The sequence below is a fragment of the Providencia sp. PROV119 genome, assembly GCF_028482435.1.
Taxonomy (GTDB): domain Bacteria; phylum Pseudomonadota; class Gammaproteobacteria; order Enterobacterales; family Enterobacteriaceae; genus Providencia; species Providencia stuartii.
Window position 1 is genome coordinate 13,206 of the sequence record NZ_JAMPQL010000008.1, and the last position, 17,529, is coordinate 30,734.

General features: G+C 42.3%; 16 protein-coding genes. 8 read left to right on the forward strand and 8 right to left on the reverse strand.

The genetic code is table 11. The annotated features are described in order from the left end of the window. The first annotated feature begins 24 nt into the window (after positions 1 to 24). From PSF11_RS09365 to PSF11_RS09390, 6 genes are all read left to right on the forward strand, one after another. Positions 25 to 1,209 (forward strand): CaiB/BaiF CoA transferase family protein, encoded by a 1,185-nt coding sequence (locus tag PSF11_RS09365; RefSeq protein WP_004925680.1) that lies wholly within the window; start codon positions 25 to 27, stop codon positions 1,207 to 1,209. Beyond that, the gene (locus PSF11_RS09370; protein ID WP_004925677.1) at positions 1,206 to 2,345 is read left to right on the forward strand and encodes an acyl-CoA dehydrogenase family protein; all 1,140 of its coding nucleotides are present in this window, start codon (positions 1,206 to 1,208) and stop codon (positions 2,343 to 2,345) included. Before PSF11_RS09365 ends, PSF11_RS09370 begins: the two co-directional genes overlap by 4 nt. A 265-nt stretch (positions 2,346 to 2,610) precedes the next feature. After that, positions 2,611 to 4,077: a purine-cytosine permease family protein gene (locus PSF11_RS09375; protein WP_004925674.1), complete on the forward strand. Its 1,467-nt coding sequence runs from the start codon at positions 2,611 to 2,613 to the stop codon at positions 4,075 to 4,077. A 110-nt stretch (positions 4,078 to 4,187) separates the two neighbouring features. Beyond that, a complete protein-coding gene (locus tag PSF11_RS09380; protein WP_053109797.1) occupies positions 4,188 to 4,943 on the forward strand; it encodes an electron transfer flavoprotein subunit beta/FixA family protein in 756 nt (251 codons plus the stop codon). Between the two features lie 14 nt (positions 4,944 to 4,957). After that, positions 4,958 to 5,908, forward strand: coding sequence for an electron transfer flavoprotein subunit alpha/FixB family protein (locus PSF11_RS09385; RefSeq protein ID WP_004925668.1), 951 nt, complete (start codon positions 4,958 to 4,960; stop codon positions 5,906 to 5,908). A 12-nt stretch (positions 5,909 to 5,920) separates the two neighbouring features. Continuing rightward, positions 5,921 to 7,603 (forward strand): electron transfer flavoprotein-ubiquinone oxidoreductase, encoded by a 1,683-nt coding sequence (locus PSF11_RS09390; RefSeq protein ID WP_072502756.1) that lies wholly within the window; start codon positions 5,921 to 5,923, stop codon positions 7,601 to 7,603. A 112-nt stretch (positions 7,604 to 7,715) separates the two neighbouring features. Here the strand turns inward: PSF11_RS09390 and PSF11_RS09395 are convergent, their stop codons facing one another. Next, the gene (locus PSF11_RS09395; protein WP_004925662.1) at positions 7,716 to 8,432 is read right to left on the reverse strand and encodes a UTRA domain-containing protein; all 717 of its coding nucleotides are present in this window, start codon (positions 8,430 to 8,432) and stop codon (positions 7,716 to 7,718) included. A gap of 1,177 nt (positions 8,433 to 9,609) precedes the next feature. On the opposite strand from PSF11_RS09395, the gene PSF11_RS09400 reads away from it, so the two are divergent. Both PSF11_RS09400 and PSF11_RS09405 read left to right on the forward strand, forming a co-directional pair. Next, on the forward strand, positions 9,610 to 11,013 hold the full coding sequence (locus PSF11_RS09400) for a tryptophanase (protein ID WP_014657544.1): 1,404 nt from the start codon (positions 9,610 to 9,612) through the stop codon (positions 11,011 to 11,013). A gap of 64 nt (positions 11,014 to 11,077) precedes the next feature. Beyond that, positions 11,078 to 12,325, forward strand: a complete 1,248-nt coding sequence (locus tag PSF11_RS09405; protein WP_072502757.1) for an aromatic amino acid transporter — start codon at positions 11,078 to 11,080, stop codon at positions 12,323 to 12,325. A 140-nt stretch (positions 12,326 to 12,465) separates the two neighbouring features. On the opposite strand, the gene fis is transcribed toward PSF11_RS09405, so the two are convergent. The 7 genes from fis to PSF11_RS09440 form a co-directional block, all read right to left on the reverse strand. Further along, positions 12,466 to 12,762 carry a DNA-binding transcriptional regulator Fis gene (gene fis / locus PSF11_RS09410; RefSeq protein ID WP_004258438.1) on the reverse strand — a complete coding sequence of 99 codons (297 nt, stop codon included), beginning with the start codon at positions 12,760 to 12,762 and terminating at the stop codon, positions 12,466 to 12,468. A gap of 24 nt (positions 12,763 to 12,786) precedes the next feature. Then, positions 12,787 to 13,752: a tRNA dihydrouridine synthase DusB gene (gene dusB, locus PSF11_RS09415; protein WP_014657558.1), complete on the reverse strand. Its 966-nt coding sequence runs from the start codon at positions 13,750 to 13,752 to the stop codon at positions 12,787 to 12,789. A 317-nt stretch (positions 13,753 to 14,069) separates the two neighbouring features. Continuing rightward, positions 14,070 to 14,954 (reverse strand): 50S ribosomal protein L11 methyltransferase, encoded by an 885-nt coding sequence (gene prmA / locus PSF11_RS09420; protein ID WP_004925579.1) that lies wholly within the window; start codon positions 14,952 to 14,954, stop codon positions 14,070 to 14,072. A gap of 17 nt (positions 14,955 to 14,971) precedes the next feature. Continuing rightward, positions 14,972 to 16,435, reverse strand: coding sequence for a sodium/pantothenate symporter (gene panF, locus PSF11_RS09425; protein ID WP_004925575.1), 1,464 nt, complete (start codon positions 16,433 to 16,435; stop codon positions 14,972 to 14,974). Continuing rightward, positions 16,425 to 16,667, reverse strand: a complete 243-nt coding sequence (locus PSF11_RS09430; RefSeq protein ID WP_004925572.1) for a YhdT family protein — start codon at positions 16,665 to 16,667, stop codon at positions 16,425 to 16,427. The genes panF and PSF11_RS09430 overlap by 11 nt, the downstream gene beginning before the upstream one ends. A gap of 141 nt (positions 16,668 to 16,808) precedes the next feature. After that, positions 16,809 to 17,111, reverse strand: coding sequence for a DUF202 domain-containing protein (locus PSF11_RS09435; protein ID WP_004925569.1), 303 nt, complete (start codon positions 17,109 to 17,111; stop codon positions 16,809 to 16,811). 8 nt (positions 17,112 to 17,119) lie between these two features. Beyond that, entirely contained in the window at positions 17,120 to 17,476 is a 357-nt protein-coding gene (locus PSF11_RS09440; protein ID WP_004925566.1) for a YidH family protein, read from the reverse strand. Positions 17,477 to 17,529 lie beyond the last annotated feature (53 nt).

The following is a 17,529-nucleotide window of genomic DNA, read 5'->3' on the forward strand; positions in this document are numbered from 1 at the left end:
GGCCTTATTTAGAAGGGGATCAGTATGAATACGATGTCAAAGCCAAAAAGAGTAGGGCCATTATCAGGGATCAAAGTTATTGATCTAAGTCGCGTACTTGCCGGTCCTTATTGCACAGGCATGATGGCCGATTTAGGGGCTGAGGTGATCAAAATTGAGGTGCCTGATCATGGTGATGATAGCCGCCATTTGGGGCCATTTATTGATGGTGAGAGCGTTTATTACGGGCTGATTAATCGAGGCAAACGCAGTATTGAGTTAGATCTAAAATCAGAGACTGACCGCGAAATCCTTTATCAGTTAGTCAAAGAGAGTGATGTCGTCGTTGAGAATTTTCGACCGGGGGTAACCGCGAGGTTAGGCATTGATTTTGACAGCCTAAAACAGCACAACCCAAAATTGATTTACGCCAGTATTTCCGGATTTGGTCAAGATAGCCCACTGGCTAATTACCCCGCTTATGACATTGTGGCACAAGCGATGTCAGGGTTAATGAGTGTGACAGGCTTTCCACAAACAGGCCCAACCCGTAGTGGAGAATCGATAGGTGATGTTTGCGCTGGCATATTCGCTGCTTGGGCGATCAGTAGTGCACTATTTGCACGGGAAGCTCACCAAGAAAAAGCACAATATATTGATGTTGCTATGGTTGATGTGCTGCTAAGTATGCAACTAACAGGGTTATCTAACCTATTTGCAAATGGTACAGCGCCCAGCTTAGTGGGTAATCGACACCCTGTATCCACACCGTTTGATACTTATCAGGCACAGGATGGTTTAGTGGTTATTGCTATCGCCAGTGAAAAGTTATTTCAGCGTTTTTGTGAGTGTATGGGGAAACCTGAATTACGCAATGACCCTCGTTATAAAGACGATCCTACAAGAACGCTTTATCAGGCTGAACTTCGAAAAGAAATCGAACGTTGGACATCACAAAAAACGGTCGAAGAAGTTTGTGATTTGCTGCTAAACGCTGGGGTTCCTGCTTCGCCAATCCATGATTTGCAGCAGGCAACTCAGAGCGAACATGCAAAGGTACGTGCTGTTCTTACTCATCTTGATGATGGGGGAACACCATTAGTGTCTCAACCTGTTTTCTTTAATGGGTACAAACCTCATGTGACGCAAAGGGCACCTAGCTTAGGTGAAGCGAATGCTGTTTATAAATCGGCAAATCTCACAATAAAAAATGCGGAGACAATACAATGAGCTTTCAAATTGATGAAACAGAACAAGCAATTGTAGATGCTGTTGAAAAGGTTTGCCGGGATATTCTGCAAGCAAATGCGCAGCGTTACGATGAAACAGAAACCTTTTGTGCAGAAAGCCTAGCAGCACTGGGTGAAATGGGCTGCTGGGGGATCAACTTACCGGAACAATACGGCGGTTTTGGCATTGGCAGTATAGCAATGAGTATGATCGTGGAAGCAGTGGCAGCGGCTTGTGCATCAACATCATCGGCTTTAACGGCACACTTTCTCGCAACAGACTCAATTTTGATTGGGGGAACGGAGGAGCAAAAACAGTATTGGTTACCGAAAGCGGCAAGCGGTGAAATGCTAGGGGCGTTTGGCCTAACAGAGCCAGCGGCGGGATCAAACCCTGCTGACATGCGTACTATCGCGACCCGTGAAAATGGTGGTTGGCGAATTCGTGGCAATAAACACTACATTACCAATGCCAAAGAAGCTGATTTTATCGTGTTATACGCCAAAACGAATCCAGAAGCCGGCGCTCGTGGCATTAGTGCATTTATGATCCCAAAGGGCACTGAAGGCGTCGAGTTTTCTTCACCTGAGAAAACGATGGGGCTACGAGGGAGCACAATCTATGAACTAGCTCTGAATTGTTGGCTGCCTGAGTCGGCGCTATTAGGTGAAGAAAATAAAGGTTTCCATACCGCAATGGAAGTGTTGGATAAAGGTCGCGTGGAAGTTGCGGCGACTTCATTAGGTATTGCTCGTGCTGCCATGGAATGTGCCTTAAATTGGGTGAAAGAGCGCCAAATCGGTAAAAAGCCATTAGCGGCTTACCAAGGAACACAATGGCGACTTGCAGATATGCATACTCAATTAGAAGCCGCGCGTATGTTGACATGGCGTGCTGCGGAGTGTCGAGATTCAGGCGAACGTTTTAGCTTGCAATCGGCAACAGCAAAATTATTTGCCGCGGAGTGTGCTGGTTTTGTTACCGATGCAGCATTACAGCTTCATGGTGGTTATGGCTATATTCGGGATCTACCTTTAGAACGCTATGTACGTGATGCAAGAATTTTACGTATTTTTGAAGGTACTTCAGAAATCCAAAAAATCATTATCTCACGTGCGGTTTTAGATGCTGTTTAATGTGAGATAGGGAAATGCGAGTGGGCAGACAGGGTCCACTCGTAATGAGTAAAAACTGCAATAGGATGAACGACCTGATAACAGGATCATGGAATTAAAAACACAACAACAACCGGGTTTAAGAATGTATTTCAATTTTTAATGGCGGGTAGTTTATAAAACAACAATAACATCCGTCTTAACGTCTCATGGCTGTATCCTACGACAACCATTGCGACAAATTGGTCCATTCTTTAAGCCAAGCCTTGCTTAAAGAGGAGTTACCATGACAGTTTCAAACGACATAATCGCAGATAAAAAACATCGGCAGGATAATGTTCCTTTAATCGAAGCACGCTCTATTGACTATATCCCTGAATCAGAACGGCATGGCACATTATCAAGTCAATTTACTCTCTGGTTTGGGGCAAACTTACAGATTACCGCTATCGTGACTGGGGCACTCGCTGTCGTGTTAGGTGGCGATGTATTTTGGTCATTAATTGGTTTGTTTATCGGGCAACTACTTGGTGGTGCAGTGATGGCACTGCATGCTGTTCAAGGGCCAAAGCTAGGGTTACCACAGATGATCTCAAGCCGTGTTCAGTTTGGTGTCTATGGCGCGGTGATCCCGATCCTTCTTGTGTGCATGATGTATGTTGGCTTTTCAGCGAGTGGCACAGTATTAGCGGGTCAGGCCGTTGGGCAATTGCTCAATGTTAGTGATTGGGTCGGTATCTTGATCTTCGGTGCTGTGATCATCGCGATTACGATCTGTGGCTATCGTATCATCCATATGCTAGGTAAAGCGGCCAGTGTGATCGGTGTAGTTGCATTCTTTTATCTATTTTTCCGCTTGTTTTATATGAATGACGTTTCGGTTTTATTAGAAAACCGTCATTTCACGTGGACCAATTTCTTACTTGCAATGTCACTCTCAGCATCATGGCAAATTGCATTTGGCCCTTATGTTGCCGATTACTCTCGTTATCTACCTACCAAAACGCCGACAATCAAAGCGTTCTTAGCGGTAGGTTCGGGAACGGTGATTGGCACTCAAGCATCTATGATCCTAGGCGTCTTCGCTGCTGCTTTAGCCGGTAACGCATTCGCAGGTCATGAAGTGGCTTATATTGTTGGTCTGGGTAGCACAGGGCTTATTGCCGCGCTGCTCTATATCAGCATTTTCTTTGGTAAGGTGACGATCACTGCACTAAACGCGTACGGTAGCTTTATGTCGATGGCAGCCATCTTCTGTGGTTTCCGTGGCAAGCAGCAAATTTCTCGCAGGCAAAGGCTGTTTTTCATCATATTGATGGTCAGCTTCTCAACGGCTCTGGGCTTAGCTGGGCAACATTCATTCCTAAAACTATTTTCAGCTTTCCTACTGTTCTTACTGGCATTTTTTACCCCATGGAGCGCAATCAACCTTGTTGACTACTACTGGGTAACGAAAGGTCGTTATGACGTGCCTCAGCTATCGAACCCGAATGGTCGTTATGGGCGCTGGAATAAAGTTGGCATCATCACTTATGTGATTGGCGTTATGATTCAATTGCCTTTCATTGCGACAGGTTTTTACACCGGACCATTAGTAGAGAAGCTGGGAGGCGTTGATATCTCATGGATTGTGGGCCTCGTTGCCACCAGTATTATCTACTATGCTGCGATTAAAATATGGCCAATGTCCGTTGCAGATAGGCTAATACTGCCGTCGTCAAATGAAATACTGGACAGCAAATCAGCTAATTAACAAATCACGTTAAAACAAAAATAAGAGGGGATGATAGCAGTGAATATTCACTGCTAAGGCTCCCCTCAGCCTGAAAAACACTTTCTGGCAGAGAGTAATTAGGAGTAATTATGAAAATTTTAGTGGCTGTTAAAAGAGTTATTGACCACAACGTCAAAGTACGAGTGAAAGCAGATGGTTCAGGCGTCGAATTAACGAATGTCAAAATGGCAATCAACCCGTTTGATGAAATTGCCGTTGAAGAAGCGGTGCGCCTAAAAGAAGCTGGAAAAGCGGATGAAGTGGTTGTTGTATCAATCGGTGATGCTCACTCACAGGAAACGCTGCGTAGCGCGATGGCGATGGGTGCCGACAGAGCCATTTTGGTTCAGAAGCCGAGTGATTTAGTGTTAGAGCCACTGGATATTGCTCGCTTATTGCAGCAGGTGGTGGTTTCAGAGCAGCCGGACTTAATTTTGCTTGGTAAACAAGCTATTGATAATGACTGCAATCAAACAGGGCAAATGTTGGCTGCACTTCTTAAGTGTGGGCAAGCGACGTTTGCTTCCTTGATTGAAATTGATGGTACATCACTGCAAGTCACTCGTGAAATTGATGGTGGATTAGAAACATTAACATTAGCGTTACCAGCGGTAGTGACAACCGATTTACGTTTAAATGAACCTCGCTATGCAACCCTCCCTAATATCATGAAAGCAAAGAAAAAACCGCTTGAAGTTCGCGATATTTCAGCGCTGGATTTTACGCCATTAGGGCAAGTAAAAACATTGATGGTTACGGAGCCGAAAAAACGTACAGGACAATGCACATTATTTAATGATGTCAAAGCATTAGTCAGTGAACTGCAAGCTAAAGAAGTTATCTAATCGGGGAGAGCGCCATGAGCCAATTATCAGTATTAGTTGTGGTAGAACATGACAACCAAACTATTAAATCGTCAACATACCATAGCGTGACAGCGGCTAAACAGATCCTTGCAGGCCAAGGGCAATTGCATCTACTCGTTGCTGGTAGCCAATGCGCTAGGGTTGCAGAGCAGGCGGCTAGCATTGCAGGGGTCGAAAAAGTGATCCTTATCGACCATGTAGAGCTTACTCATCAACTCGCAGAAACTGTGACTGACTCAGTGGTTTCGATAGCTAAACATTACAGTCATTTAGTTTTTCCCGCGACCACTTACGGTAAAAATGTTGCTCCACGTGTAGCGGCAACGCTAGGTGTTGCACAGATTTCCGATATTACTGACGTTATTGATGCACAAACCTTTGTGCGTCCTATTTATGCGGGCAACGCATTAGCCACAGTACAAAATAATGGGAACCAAGTGGTGTTAACAATCCGTAGTTCTGCTTTTTCTGCTACGACGGAAACTCAGCCGGCGGCTGCCATCGAAGATTATTGTGCAAACAGTTTTAACCCATTATCTCAACTGAAAAGCCAATCTTTAACCCAAATGAGCCGTGCTGAGCTTAGTTCGGCAAAAGTGGTGATATCGGGGGGAAGAGGGCTAAGTTCTGGTGAAAACTTTGCTTTACTTGAAACCATTGCCGACAAATTAGGGGCTGCGGTTGGGGCATCAAGGGCTGCTGTTGATGCAGGTTATGTGCCGAATGATTATCAGGTTGGACAAACAGGTAAGATTGTTGCCCCCGATCTCTATATTGCCGTTGGAATTTCTGGGGCGATCCAACATATTGCTGGCATGAAAGAGAGCAAGGTGATCGTCGCAATCAATCAAGATCCAGAAGCTCCTATTTTCCAAGTTGCGGACTACGGAATTGTTGGTGATCTGTTTGAGATCTTACCTGAATTAGATAAAGCATTAGCCTAATTAGGGGGAAATATGACTATCGACAATAGTGTCAATATCAATGAGGCTCCAGAGCGCGAATCGATGGAATTTGATGTCCTGATTGTCGGTGGTGGACCTGCGGGACTATCTGCGGCAATCCGCTTAAAGCAACTTGCCTTAGAAAAAAACAGTGAATTATCTGTCTGTCTGATCGATAAAGGTGCTGAAATTGGAGCGCATATTCTATCGGGTGCCGTGATCGACCCCCGTGCCCTTGATGAGCTACTACCCGACTGGCAGCACTTTGTCTCCAGTGACTTAACGGCAGTCACTGAAGATCGCTTTTTGCTCCTAAAAGAGCATAAAGCGAACCGGTTACCACTTGCTCTGTTACCAACCAGTTTAAAAAATGAAGGAAATGTAATTGGTAGTCTAGGGCGGGTATGTTCCGCCTTAGCATCACAAGCCGAACAGCTCGGGGTCGACGTATTTGCGGGCTTTGCGGCAACAGAAGTTATATACAGCGAGTCAGGCTCAGTGATAGGGGTGACGACGGGGGATATGGGGCTTGATAAATCAGGTAATCCGACCTCAATGTATCAACCGGGCATGAATTTATTAGCAAAAATAACGTTTTTTGCAGAAGGGTGCCGTGGGCAATTAGGGAAGCAACTTATTGAACATTTTGACTTATCAGCTGGCCGTGGAAAGCAAACCTATGGTCTTGGATTAAAGGAAATTTGGCAAATACCTAAAGAGCAGCATCAAGCCGGTTTGGTCGTTCATTCAATTGGTTGGCCTTTAGGTAATAATACTTATGGTGGCGGCTTCGCTTATCATTATGGTGAAAATCTGGTTGCTGTTGGTTTAGTGGTAGGGCTGAACTACGAAAATCCTTATTTATCACCGTTTGATGAATTCCAACGTCTCAAAACTCACCCAGCGTTTAGCGCTTTTTTACAAGGTGGCGAACGAGTGAGTTATGGGGCTAGAACCTTGGTTGCTGGAGGACTTTCCGCATTACCAGAACTGAGCTTTCCTGGAGGAGCATTGATTGGTGATGATGCAGGCTTTTTGAATGCGGCTCGGATCAAAGGTAGTCACTGTGCAGTGAAAAGCGGTGCACTTGCGGCAGAAGCCCTGTTCGAATCAATGCGCGATCAATCTATCGATTATGCGGAATTTAAAACACAATATCGTCAAAAATTTGCACAGAGTTGGCTCTATCGTGAGTTATACCAAACTCGTAATTTCAAACCCTATATGAAAAAAGGTTTGTACTTAGGGTCGTTATTATTTGGTGCAGAACAGCTGCTTTTAAAGGGGCGTACACCGTGGACGTTAAAGCTAAAGCAAGCAGACCATGAAAGTTTGCAAGAGGCTAAAAACTTTCAACCGATTGAATACCCCAAACCGGATGGCATTTTGACTTTTGATAAGCCTTCGTCGGTATTTCTATCAAACACTAATCATGAAGAAGAACAGCCGTGCCACTTAAAATTACAGGATAGTCAAATACCTATTAGCGTTAATTTACCTCGATATGCGGCACCAGAGACCCGTTATTGCCCCGCGGGGGTCTATGAAATAGTGAGTGAAAAAGAACAACCAAAGTTACAAATCAATGCGCAAAACTGTTTGCATTGTAAGGCGTGCGATATTAAAGACCCAACGCAAAATATCTGTTGGACAGCACCACAAGGGGGAGAAGGGCCAATTTATCAAGGGATGTAACTGGTTTTGTTGTGATGTATTCCCGCCAATAGAAGCGCGGGTGTGGTTGTGCTTTATTTTATCAGTCGCTTTGGGGCATTTTGTGAATTTGCCCCATTTTTTTGTTTATGTGTTATGGGGTATCAATACGTGAATGTAACTTTAATTTGTAACGAGAGCCTGCTGTTATCATATTGACATAACTAATTAAAATAGAGCCTGTCCAAGTACGGCGGCTAAGTTGTAAGCAGGGGGAACCTTCTTTAATAGAGAGGGATTGGGCAATGGCCTTAGTCGCTAAAGCGGCTTCGATGGTATGCTCCATTTCACTAACGGGAAAATGCCGCTGCAAGTATCCACTTGGTGTTTCTGTATCGCCAAAGTGTTGTTTGACGAAATCAGGAACGATAGCGTGATTGACATAACGCTCCTCAAGCATCAAAGGAATGTCATTTTCAAAATGGAGTACCTTGCAATAGCCGATATCACTTCCTTCCATCACTCCAAGTTGTAACGCAATTTCAGGCGAAGCAGTAATAATTTTAAGTTGTAATTGATGACCGCTATATTTATTACCGCTTAATGATATTTCATCAAAAATATCAAAAGCTTTGGTTACAGGCAGCTCATGCTTTTGGGTCGCAACAAAGGTGCCTTTCCCAGCAATACGATTCAGAATACCTTTTTGGCTTAGCTCAGAAATGGCTTTATTCACCGTCATGCGGCTGACATTAAATTGGGCGCAAAGCTCTAGCTCTGTGGGTATTTGAGTTTCAGGTTTGAAGATACCTAAATCAATACTACGCAGAATATAAGATTGAATTTGCTTGTATGCTGGTTGTGAAGTCATCGTGATTATTTTATTAATAATAAGGTGTTAGAAGAATCCGTTAATCTTCAGTTGTTACCATACCTAATCGGCGGTTTGCCCAAGTTTACCAGCAAACCTGCATCATTGTGACAAAAAAGTGTATTAAAGTACCGTAATGCTATTCAAAATAAGAAACACTGTAATTACCTGAATTTTATTAGTAAAGTCTAATTGTTATTAGGTGCATAATACGCCCTGACTATGATAGTGAAATATTAATAAATAAGATAGGCTCTACGTATGGGGGCAGTACTTTTATGCCACTTTATCCGAGTATGATTATCGGTATGTTAGCCCAAAAGTAGGGTTCGATTGATAGCATCTGATTTAGTATTCTTTTTTACTCTTGAAAGTTATTAAAAATAGCAATATTTTTTGAAAAAATTTTAAAAGTGGCAATAAATTGGTGAGTTGTACGGAAAGCAAATCGATCGAATTGATTGGTTGAGTTGGCTATTCCATCAACCAAAAGGCCGTTTAAAGCTTATGGCGTGAGTAATGCAGGGAACAAACACACTATTTTTCAGACTCAATAATAGGTGAACTTGGTATTTTATTAAGGGGGAAGTTTGCCAAAACATAAAAAATAATGAATAACGTATCGCAAATTTTATTAAGTTATATAAGGTATTTTCATTGATTTTATTTGACTTAAATCTATTTTAACTTAAGTGAGATGTTACTTTAATTTAATAAAATAAACTTAAATCTTAACAAGCTATAATAAAATTTCCTTGTTAATGTTTTTATTAAATTGTTATAAAATTCAGTGTGTTACTTTTATTTTTACGGGTTTTTGATTTCAATAAATAATGTGATGAGCGTCATGTTGTTGTCGATAAATTATTCAATATTGTGATGCGTGTATAATATAATGACAACAGAGATTAAAATAACTAAATAGTTGTTATATATCTAAGCTCGACGGTAGTACTAATCCCTTAATTGAGGAGGCATAGTATGTTATCATTACATAAGCTAGTAATATCGAGGAGTTTCTTCTATATGAAGAAATGGTTCAATATTGATATTCCTTTAGCCTTCTTTTTTCCTCATCGATAATTCCAACGTTTTCTCTTAATTAATCGTTATCTTATTAATCATAATAAGTACGAATTTCTGTTTTTATTATTTAATGAAAATTAAAGGTATTATCATGGCTAAAAGAATCGTAGAACCGTTCCGTATTAAAATGGTAGAAAATATTCGTATTCCATCTAGGGAAGAGCGAGAAGCTGCATTAAAAGAAGCTGGCTACAATCCATTCTTATTACCGAGTAGTGCTGTTTATATTGATTTATTAACCGATTCCGGTACTAACGCAATGAGTGATCAGCAGTGGGCCGCGATGATCACAGGGGATGAAGCGTATGCAGGGTCTCGTAACTATTATGATTTAAAAAATAAAGTTAAAGAGATGTTTGGCTACGATTACACTATTCCTGCTCACCAAGGGCGTGGTGCAGAAAATATGTTGTTCCCCGTATTATTGAAAGCTAAACAACAGGAGGGAGGAGCTAAGAATCCAGTCTTTATTTCTAATTTCCATTTTGATACAACAGCCGCACATGTTGAATTAAATGGGTGTAAAGCGATTAATATTGTCACCGAAAAGGCTTACGATTCGGAAACATATGATGACTGGAAAGGTAATTTTGATATTCAGAAGTTAAAAGATAATATTGCTAAATATGGGGCTGAAAACGTTGTCGCGATTGTTTCTACCGTCACTTGTAATAGTGCTGGTGGTCAGCCCGTTTCTATGGCGAATTTAAAAGAAGTCTATGAAATCGCTAAGCAGCATAATATCTTTGTTGTCATGGATTCCGCTCGTTTTTGTGAAAATGCCTATTTTATTAAAGAGCGTGATCCAAAATATAAAGATGCCACAATCAAAGAAGTTATTTTTGACATGTACAAATATGCCGATGCATTAACCATGTCTGCGAAGAAAGACCCGCTATTAAATATTGGTGGCTTAGTTGCTATTAAAGATGATGAAAATATTTTCACCTTAGCAAGGCAACGCTGTGTTCCAATGGAGGGGTTTGTCACTTATGGCGGTTTAGCCGGACGCGATATAGCGGCGATGGTACAAGGGCTTGAAGAAGGAACTAGGGAGGATTATCTACATTATCGTATTGGTCAAGTGAGATACTTAGGTGATCGCTTACGTGAAGGGGGGATCCCTATTCAGTACCCTACAGGGGGACATGCGGTATTTGTTGATTGTAAAAAGTTAGTTCCACAAATACCGAGCGAGCAATTTCCAGCCCAAGCAGTGATTAATGCACTTTATCTTGAGTCCGGTGTTCGTGCTGTTGAAATTGGTTCATTTTTACTTGGTCGTGACCCTGAAACAGGGAAACAGAAACATGCTGATATGGAGTTCATGCGACTCACTATAGCAAGGCGTGTTTATACCAACGACCATATGGACTATATCGCAGATGCCTTGATTGGCCTTAAAGATAGATTTGCAACGTTAAAAGGGCTGGATTTTGAATATGAGCCACCCGTATTAAGGCATTTTACCGCTAGATTAAAACCTATTAAATAATAGTCAATACTTCAGGTTCCCGTGCAATGCGGGAACTTTACCCTTATTTTTAAGGTGAATAACCATGAATAATTCGTCAGAGAAGAAGGAACCCTCCATATTGGTAGGGGGCTTTGTGCTCGGTGGCGCTATGATAGGGGCGGGCATGTTTAGCTTACCCACAATTATGGCAGGAGCATGGTTTATAAATTCAGTCATTGTTCTATTCGTTGTTTGTTTTTTTATGTTTCATTCAGGGATATATATTCTCGAATGTATTTCTAAATATGGATCAGGAACAAATTACTTTTTTATATCAAAAGAACTATTACCTAAATGGGCTTGTTATATTGCAAATGCAGCATTGATTTTTGTCCTCTATATTTTAATCTATGCGTATATATCTGCTGCTGGATCTGTAATTAAAGAATCAGCCTCCATTTATGGCTTCGATATTAATTTAAGAATTATATTTATTATTTTTACGTTAATATTAGGTGCAACTATTTGGTGGAGTGGTATTGGAGCTAGCCGTTTAACATCAATATTCTTATTGATAAAAATAGTATTATTTGTCTTAGCTTTCTCAGGTCTTTTCTTTGTAGTAAAAACGGATTTACTTTTAAAACTTCCAACAGGAGATACACAAACCTCTCTTTTACCGTTTGTCTTTATTATCATTCCTTATGCAATCACTTCTTTTGGCTACCATGGTAATGTTTGTAGTTTATATAAGCTGTACCATGAAAATGAAAGAAAAGTGGTAAAAAGCTGTGTCATCGGTTGTATTCTTGCCCTTGTTCTCTATTTCCTATGGGTATTAGGAACGATGGGAAATTTACCTAGAACAGAGTTTTTAACCATCATCAATAAAGGTGGCAATCTTGATGCTTTTATTGAGTCACTTTACGCAGTTCTGAATAGCAAGCATATTGCGACATTTTTATTGTGGTTTTCAATCAGCGCCGTATTTTGCTCATTCTTAGGGGTAGCAATCGGTTTATTTGACTACATCTTAGCATCGTTGAATTTCCAAGATAACAGCTCTGGACGTATGAAATCTGCACTACTTTGCTTCTTACCTCCATTAATACTCTGCATGTTATTCCCTAATGGGTTTTTAGTTGCAATTGCCTATGCCGGTATGGCGGCCTGTATTTGGGCGATTATTTGTCCTGCGGTGATGGCACTTAAAGCTAGAGAGCGTTTTCCTGAATCAACGTTTAAAGTATGGGGAGGGAAGGGGTTAATATATGCAGTCATTGTGTTTGGGGTTGTAGGGATTATTTGCCAGCTACTTGCTCAGTTTAATTTGCTACCAATATATCGTTAATTGTTTAATCTCCTTTTATGCTAACTGTCAAAGGCACAGCAATTTTGCTGTGCCTTTTTACTATGGCTTTAACCATAATAAAAAAGCACTTCCTGAGAACCAGAAAGTGCTTCTAAAAACACTGCATTAACCGACTAGGATTAGTTCATGCCGTATTTTTTCAGCTTCTTACGCAGAGTACCGCGGTTGATACCCATCATCAGGGCTGCACGGGTCTGGTTTCCACGGGTATATTGCATAACCATGTCCAACAAAGGCTGCTCTACCTCAGCCAATACCAGCTCATATAAATCATTAACATCTTGATTGTTTAATTGAGCAAAATAGTTCTTCAGTGCTTGCTTAACTGAATCACGCAATGGTTTTTGAGTTACTTGATCTTGTGAATTTACAGTAGCAACGGTTAGTACGTCAGAATTTACGCGTTGTTCGAACATAGTTCTGTCAGCTCTTATCTTTATTTACGCAAAATATTCAAAAAATGCTTCCAACACCTCCAGCTGTTCGCTGGCGTCCTCAATGGCGTTGAATGAGCGCCGGAACTGGTCATCAGGTGCATGCTCTTTTAAATACCAAGAGACATGTTTGCGCGCTATACGGGCTCCTTTGCCTTGACCATAAAAGTCGTGCAACTCCTGTACGTGCGCAATCATAATGCGCTTCACCTCTGCCATAGGCATGGGGGGCAACATTTCACCTGTGTCCAGATAATGCTGGATTTCCCGAAAGATCCAGGGTCTTCCCTGAGCTGCTCGTCCTACCATTAGGGCATCAGCCCCCGTGTAATCTAAGACAGCTCTGGCTTTAAGCGGGTCAGTAATGTCACCATTGGCGATAACCGGTATGGCAACAGTCTGCTTAACTGCCCGTATGTTGTCGTACTCAGCTTCACCATTAAACAAACAGGCACGGGTCCTGCCGTGAATGGTCAGCGCTTGAATACCACAATCTTCGGCCAATTTGGCAATTTCTATGCAGTTTCGTTCTTCAGGTGACCAACCTGTGCGGATCTTCAGTGTAACAGGCACATCTACTGCTTTTACGACTGCCGACAGGATAGACTTCACCAAATCGGGATAGCGCAAGAGTGCAGAGCCTGCCAACTTACGATTCACTTTCTTAGCTGGACAGCCCATATTGATATCAATGATCTGGGCACCACTCTCAACATTAATCTGAGCCGCAGCAGCCATTTCATCGGGATCATTGCCAGCTATTTGAACGGAACGCACCCCCGGTTCATCGCGATGGATCATTCTTAGTCTCGATTTGTCAGTCTTCCAAACCTGTGGGTTAGAAGAAAGCATTTCTGATACCGTCATCCCCGCACCCATGTCATAACAGAGGGACCTAAATGGTCTATCCGTAATGCCTGCCATGGGGGCAGCAATAAGACAGTTTCTCAACTGATATTGTCCGATTCGCATAACTAAAGGGGGCCATACTGTGACTGCAAGGGCGCGTATATTACGCATTTTTTTCGAGATATGAAAGGACAAACTTTGAGCAAACCGTTATTTATCACTAACTTTTTTATCTTGATTTTTTCAAAATACAACTATTAGTCTTTTATAACAATGGGTTAGGTATGTTTGTAAAAAAGCACACGAAAACCGCTGTTAGTCCGTTCAAATCTCAAGCAGGATAGAATATCACCAGCAGTTGAACAATATTTGAGCTATAAGATAATCTATTCCTGCCCTAATTTCAAAGAAATTATTCACTGATTTTTATTATAAATTTGTCAAAAACGCTTGACACCAGTGATACGACACCATTCATCTTTTTCAGCGATAGGGTCTATCTCAAACAGTTGACGATAAGCATCGGCCACCCCTTCTGCTTGGGTAGCAAGGACACCTGAAAGCCCTAATAAACCTCCTGTACGAGGCAATACGCTTATCATAGGCGCTAACTCACGTAATGGGCCAGCTAAGATATTGGCGACCACGACATCGGCTTGTAGCTCTTTTGGCTGGTCTTTAGGCAAGTAGAGTGATAGGCGTTCTGAAACACCGTTGCGTTCTGCATTATCACGACTTGCGATAATCGCCTGTGGATCAATGTCGATCCCGATAGCTTGTGCAGCACCTAATTTTAATGCGGCGATCGCAAGAATACCGGATCCACAACCAAAATCGATGACGGTTTTACCTTCAAGATCAAGTCCATCCAGCCACTCTAGACATAACGACGTTGTTGGATGAGTACCTGTACCAAAGGCAAGGCCAGGGTCTAACATGACATTGACTGCGTTAGGATCTGGAACATCACGCCAGCTTGGGCAGATCCACAGGCGTTGCCCAAAGCGCATAGGATGAAAATTGTCCATCCACTCTCTTTCCCAGTCTTTATCTTCCAGTTGCTCGATTTTGTGAACAAAACCTTTTTCGAGCAGAGGGCTGTTTTCAAGTTGTGCCACAACCATGTTCATGTCAGTTTCAGCATCATAAAGGCCGATAACATCCGTATCGCCCCATAGTCGTGTTTCTCCCGGTAACGGTTCGAAAACAGGGGTATCATGACTATCTTGAAAGGTGACTGACACTGCGCCACTTTCAATAAGTTCATCGCCGAGAGCTTCGGCTTGTTGGCCTGTTGAGTTGAGTCTGAGTTGTATCCAAGGCATAGTTATTCTCTTTTAACTTAATTTTTTGCGGGCGTAGCCTGCTCATTGGGCGCCGATTGTACTGGATTTTTACCGAAAAGATTACCAATTATAAAAGCAATCAAGCTAAATAGTAGTGAAGGCACGATGGCGTGGAACCCCATGATTTCGATTTTAAATGATGCCAGTAGAGCATAAGAGACGCCGCCTACAATCATACCGCTAATCGCTCCCTTGCTGTTGGCTTTTTGCCAATATAGGCCTAAAACCAGTGGCCATAAAAACACTGCCTCCAGTCCACCAAAGGCCAGCAAGTTGAGCCAAATGATCATTTTGGGGGGATCCCATGCCGCGAACAGCAGCAAGATACCGAGTATTAAGGTTGAAAAACTCGAAATGCGGGAGAGCTTTTTCTCATTCTTAATTTGTTCGGGGGCGGCGCTTAAATAGATATCTTTTACAATCGTAGCTGATGACTGCAATAGCTGTGCGTTGATGGTTGACATGATTGCTGCCATTGGTGCGGCTAAGAAAATACCCGCTGCAAAAGGTGGTAGCACTTGCACCATCAATGTTGGAATAACCTGATCTGGAATAGTGAGATCAGGTAAGACGGCGCGGCCTAAGGCTCCGGCAAAGTGCATACCAAACATGAGTATTGCCATCACGATTGTGCCTATTACGATACCACGGTGAACGGCTTTACTGTCTTTGTAGGAAATACAGCGTACAGCCGTGTGTGGCAAACCAATCACCCCAAAACAGACTAAAATCCAAAAAGAGGCAAGGAAAGGGCCACTAAGAATATCATCGGCACCTTCTACGGAAACCAGTTTAGGGTCAATGGCCTGAATTTTTTCGACTGCCGCGCCAAGCCCACCTGCATGGTAAATGATCGCAACAAGCAAAATAACCGTACCTAACAACATAACGAGGCCTTGTAAGGCATCATTGAGCACACTAGCTCGAAAGCCACCGATAGCGGTATAGAGTGCGATAGAGATACCAAAAATCATTAAGCCATAGGTATAAGGGATACCCGCAGCGGTTTCGAGTAGTCGTGCACCGCCAATAAATTGCACGGTCATTGCGCCGAAAAAGGCGACGAGCAAACTGATACTTGCAAATCCAACTAAAAAGCGGCTTTGGTAACGTGCATAAAGCATATCATTGAGTGTTACTGCATTGTATCGGCGAGCTAAGATGGCAAATTTTTTCCCTAGTACACCCAGTGATAGCCAGATAGCAGGAAGCTGGATCATGGCAAGTAGTACCCAACCTAGCCCATATTTATAGGCTGCTCCTGGTCCACCGATAAATGAACTGGCGCTGACATAGGTTGCTGTGATCGTCATGGCGAGCACAAAACCCCCCATAGAGCGATTCCCTAAAAAATACTCATTGAGGAATTCTCCCTTTGTGCGTTTGCGATAAGCGTACACAGATAGCAAGAATACGAGTGCAAGATAACCAATTAGAGGTAGTAGAACTTCAGTCTGCATCCCTATCCTCCAGCGGAATATCTTTAAAAATAATTTTGACCATCATAATACACAGTAAAATGAAAATGACCGGTAGGATGAGACATGACCATTCAAACCATAAAGGTAAACCTGTCAAGCCAATCGCATTACTCGGAAGATAGGCACAAATAACCCAACCAACTAAATAGGCGAGCGTCAGATAGAGTGACCAGCGAGCTTCCCTGTTTGATTGAAGAAAACGTTTATCCATACGTATTTCCCCCTCATAGAAATAAAAATAATCAGGGATTGTACGATAAACCTAGGAATGTGTGTAAAAAAACAGACCAAGGAAAGCCAAGGTGCTTAGTTTACAACCAAAGATAATTTTGAGTATGTAGGATAGTAAGTATTATTTATCTACCAGCAGGTGCACAATCAATAGGATGGACATAGTAAAAATAGCAAAAGCCGTAATATAAAGAAAAAGTGAGCTATCTATCTTAAGTCCACTATTTTGATACGCTGTTGAAATACTCCTTTTGAAGCTAATTAAGCACAGTAGGGCGATCGCAATGACAGCTCCTAATAACGCTAGCCATGACGACTGTATTAGCCCTAGTCGTAAGAACAATAACCCATTGATTGCTAACAGGAGCAAAGTACGGCTCCAGGCTTGTTGTGTTCTTTCCGGCTGTAAACCAGGATCACGCATGATAGTGCCTATAGCAGAACATAGAAGAGTGAAATGACGGCAATGACGGTAATGAATAGCGTCATCATAGTAAGAAAGGAGGTGTATTGTAACGGCTCCTCTTTGCGCATAGCGATTTCGTTTTGTCGCCAGCGATAAAGGGCCATAATGGCGGTAATCCCCCCCGCAGATGCAAGAAAAACCGCTAATAAGGTTCTTAGCCAAGGGGCGGCAGCCTCATGTAGGAGCTGTTCAATGGCAATAGCACCCGCTAATAGTGCTAACGCGGTTCTGATCCATGCTAGAAATGTTCTTTCATTCGCCAATGAGAATCGATAGTCTGGCGTTTTTCCAATGTTTTTCCACTTATTACGTTTAAAAGACATGGTTTTTTCACTATGTTGATTGTCGTGGTGGTGTTTGGGGTATGTGACTCATG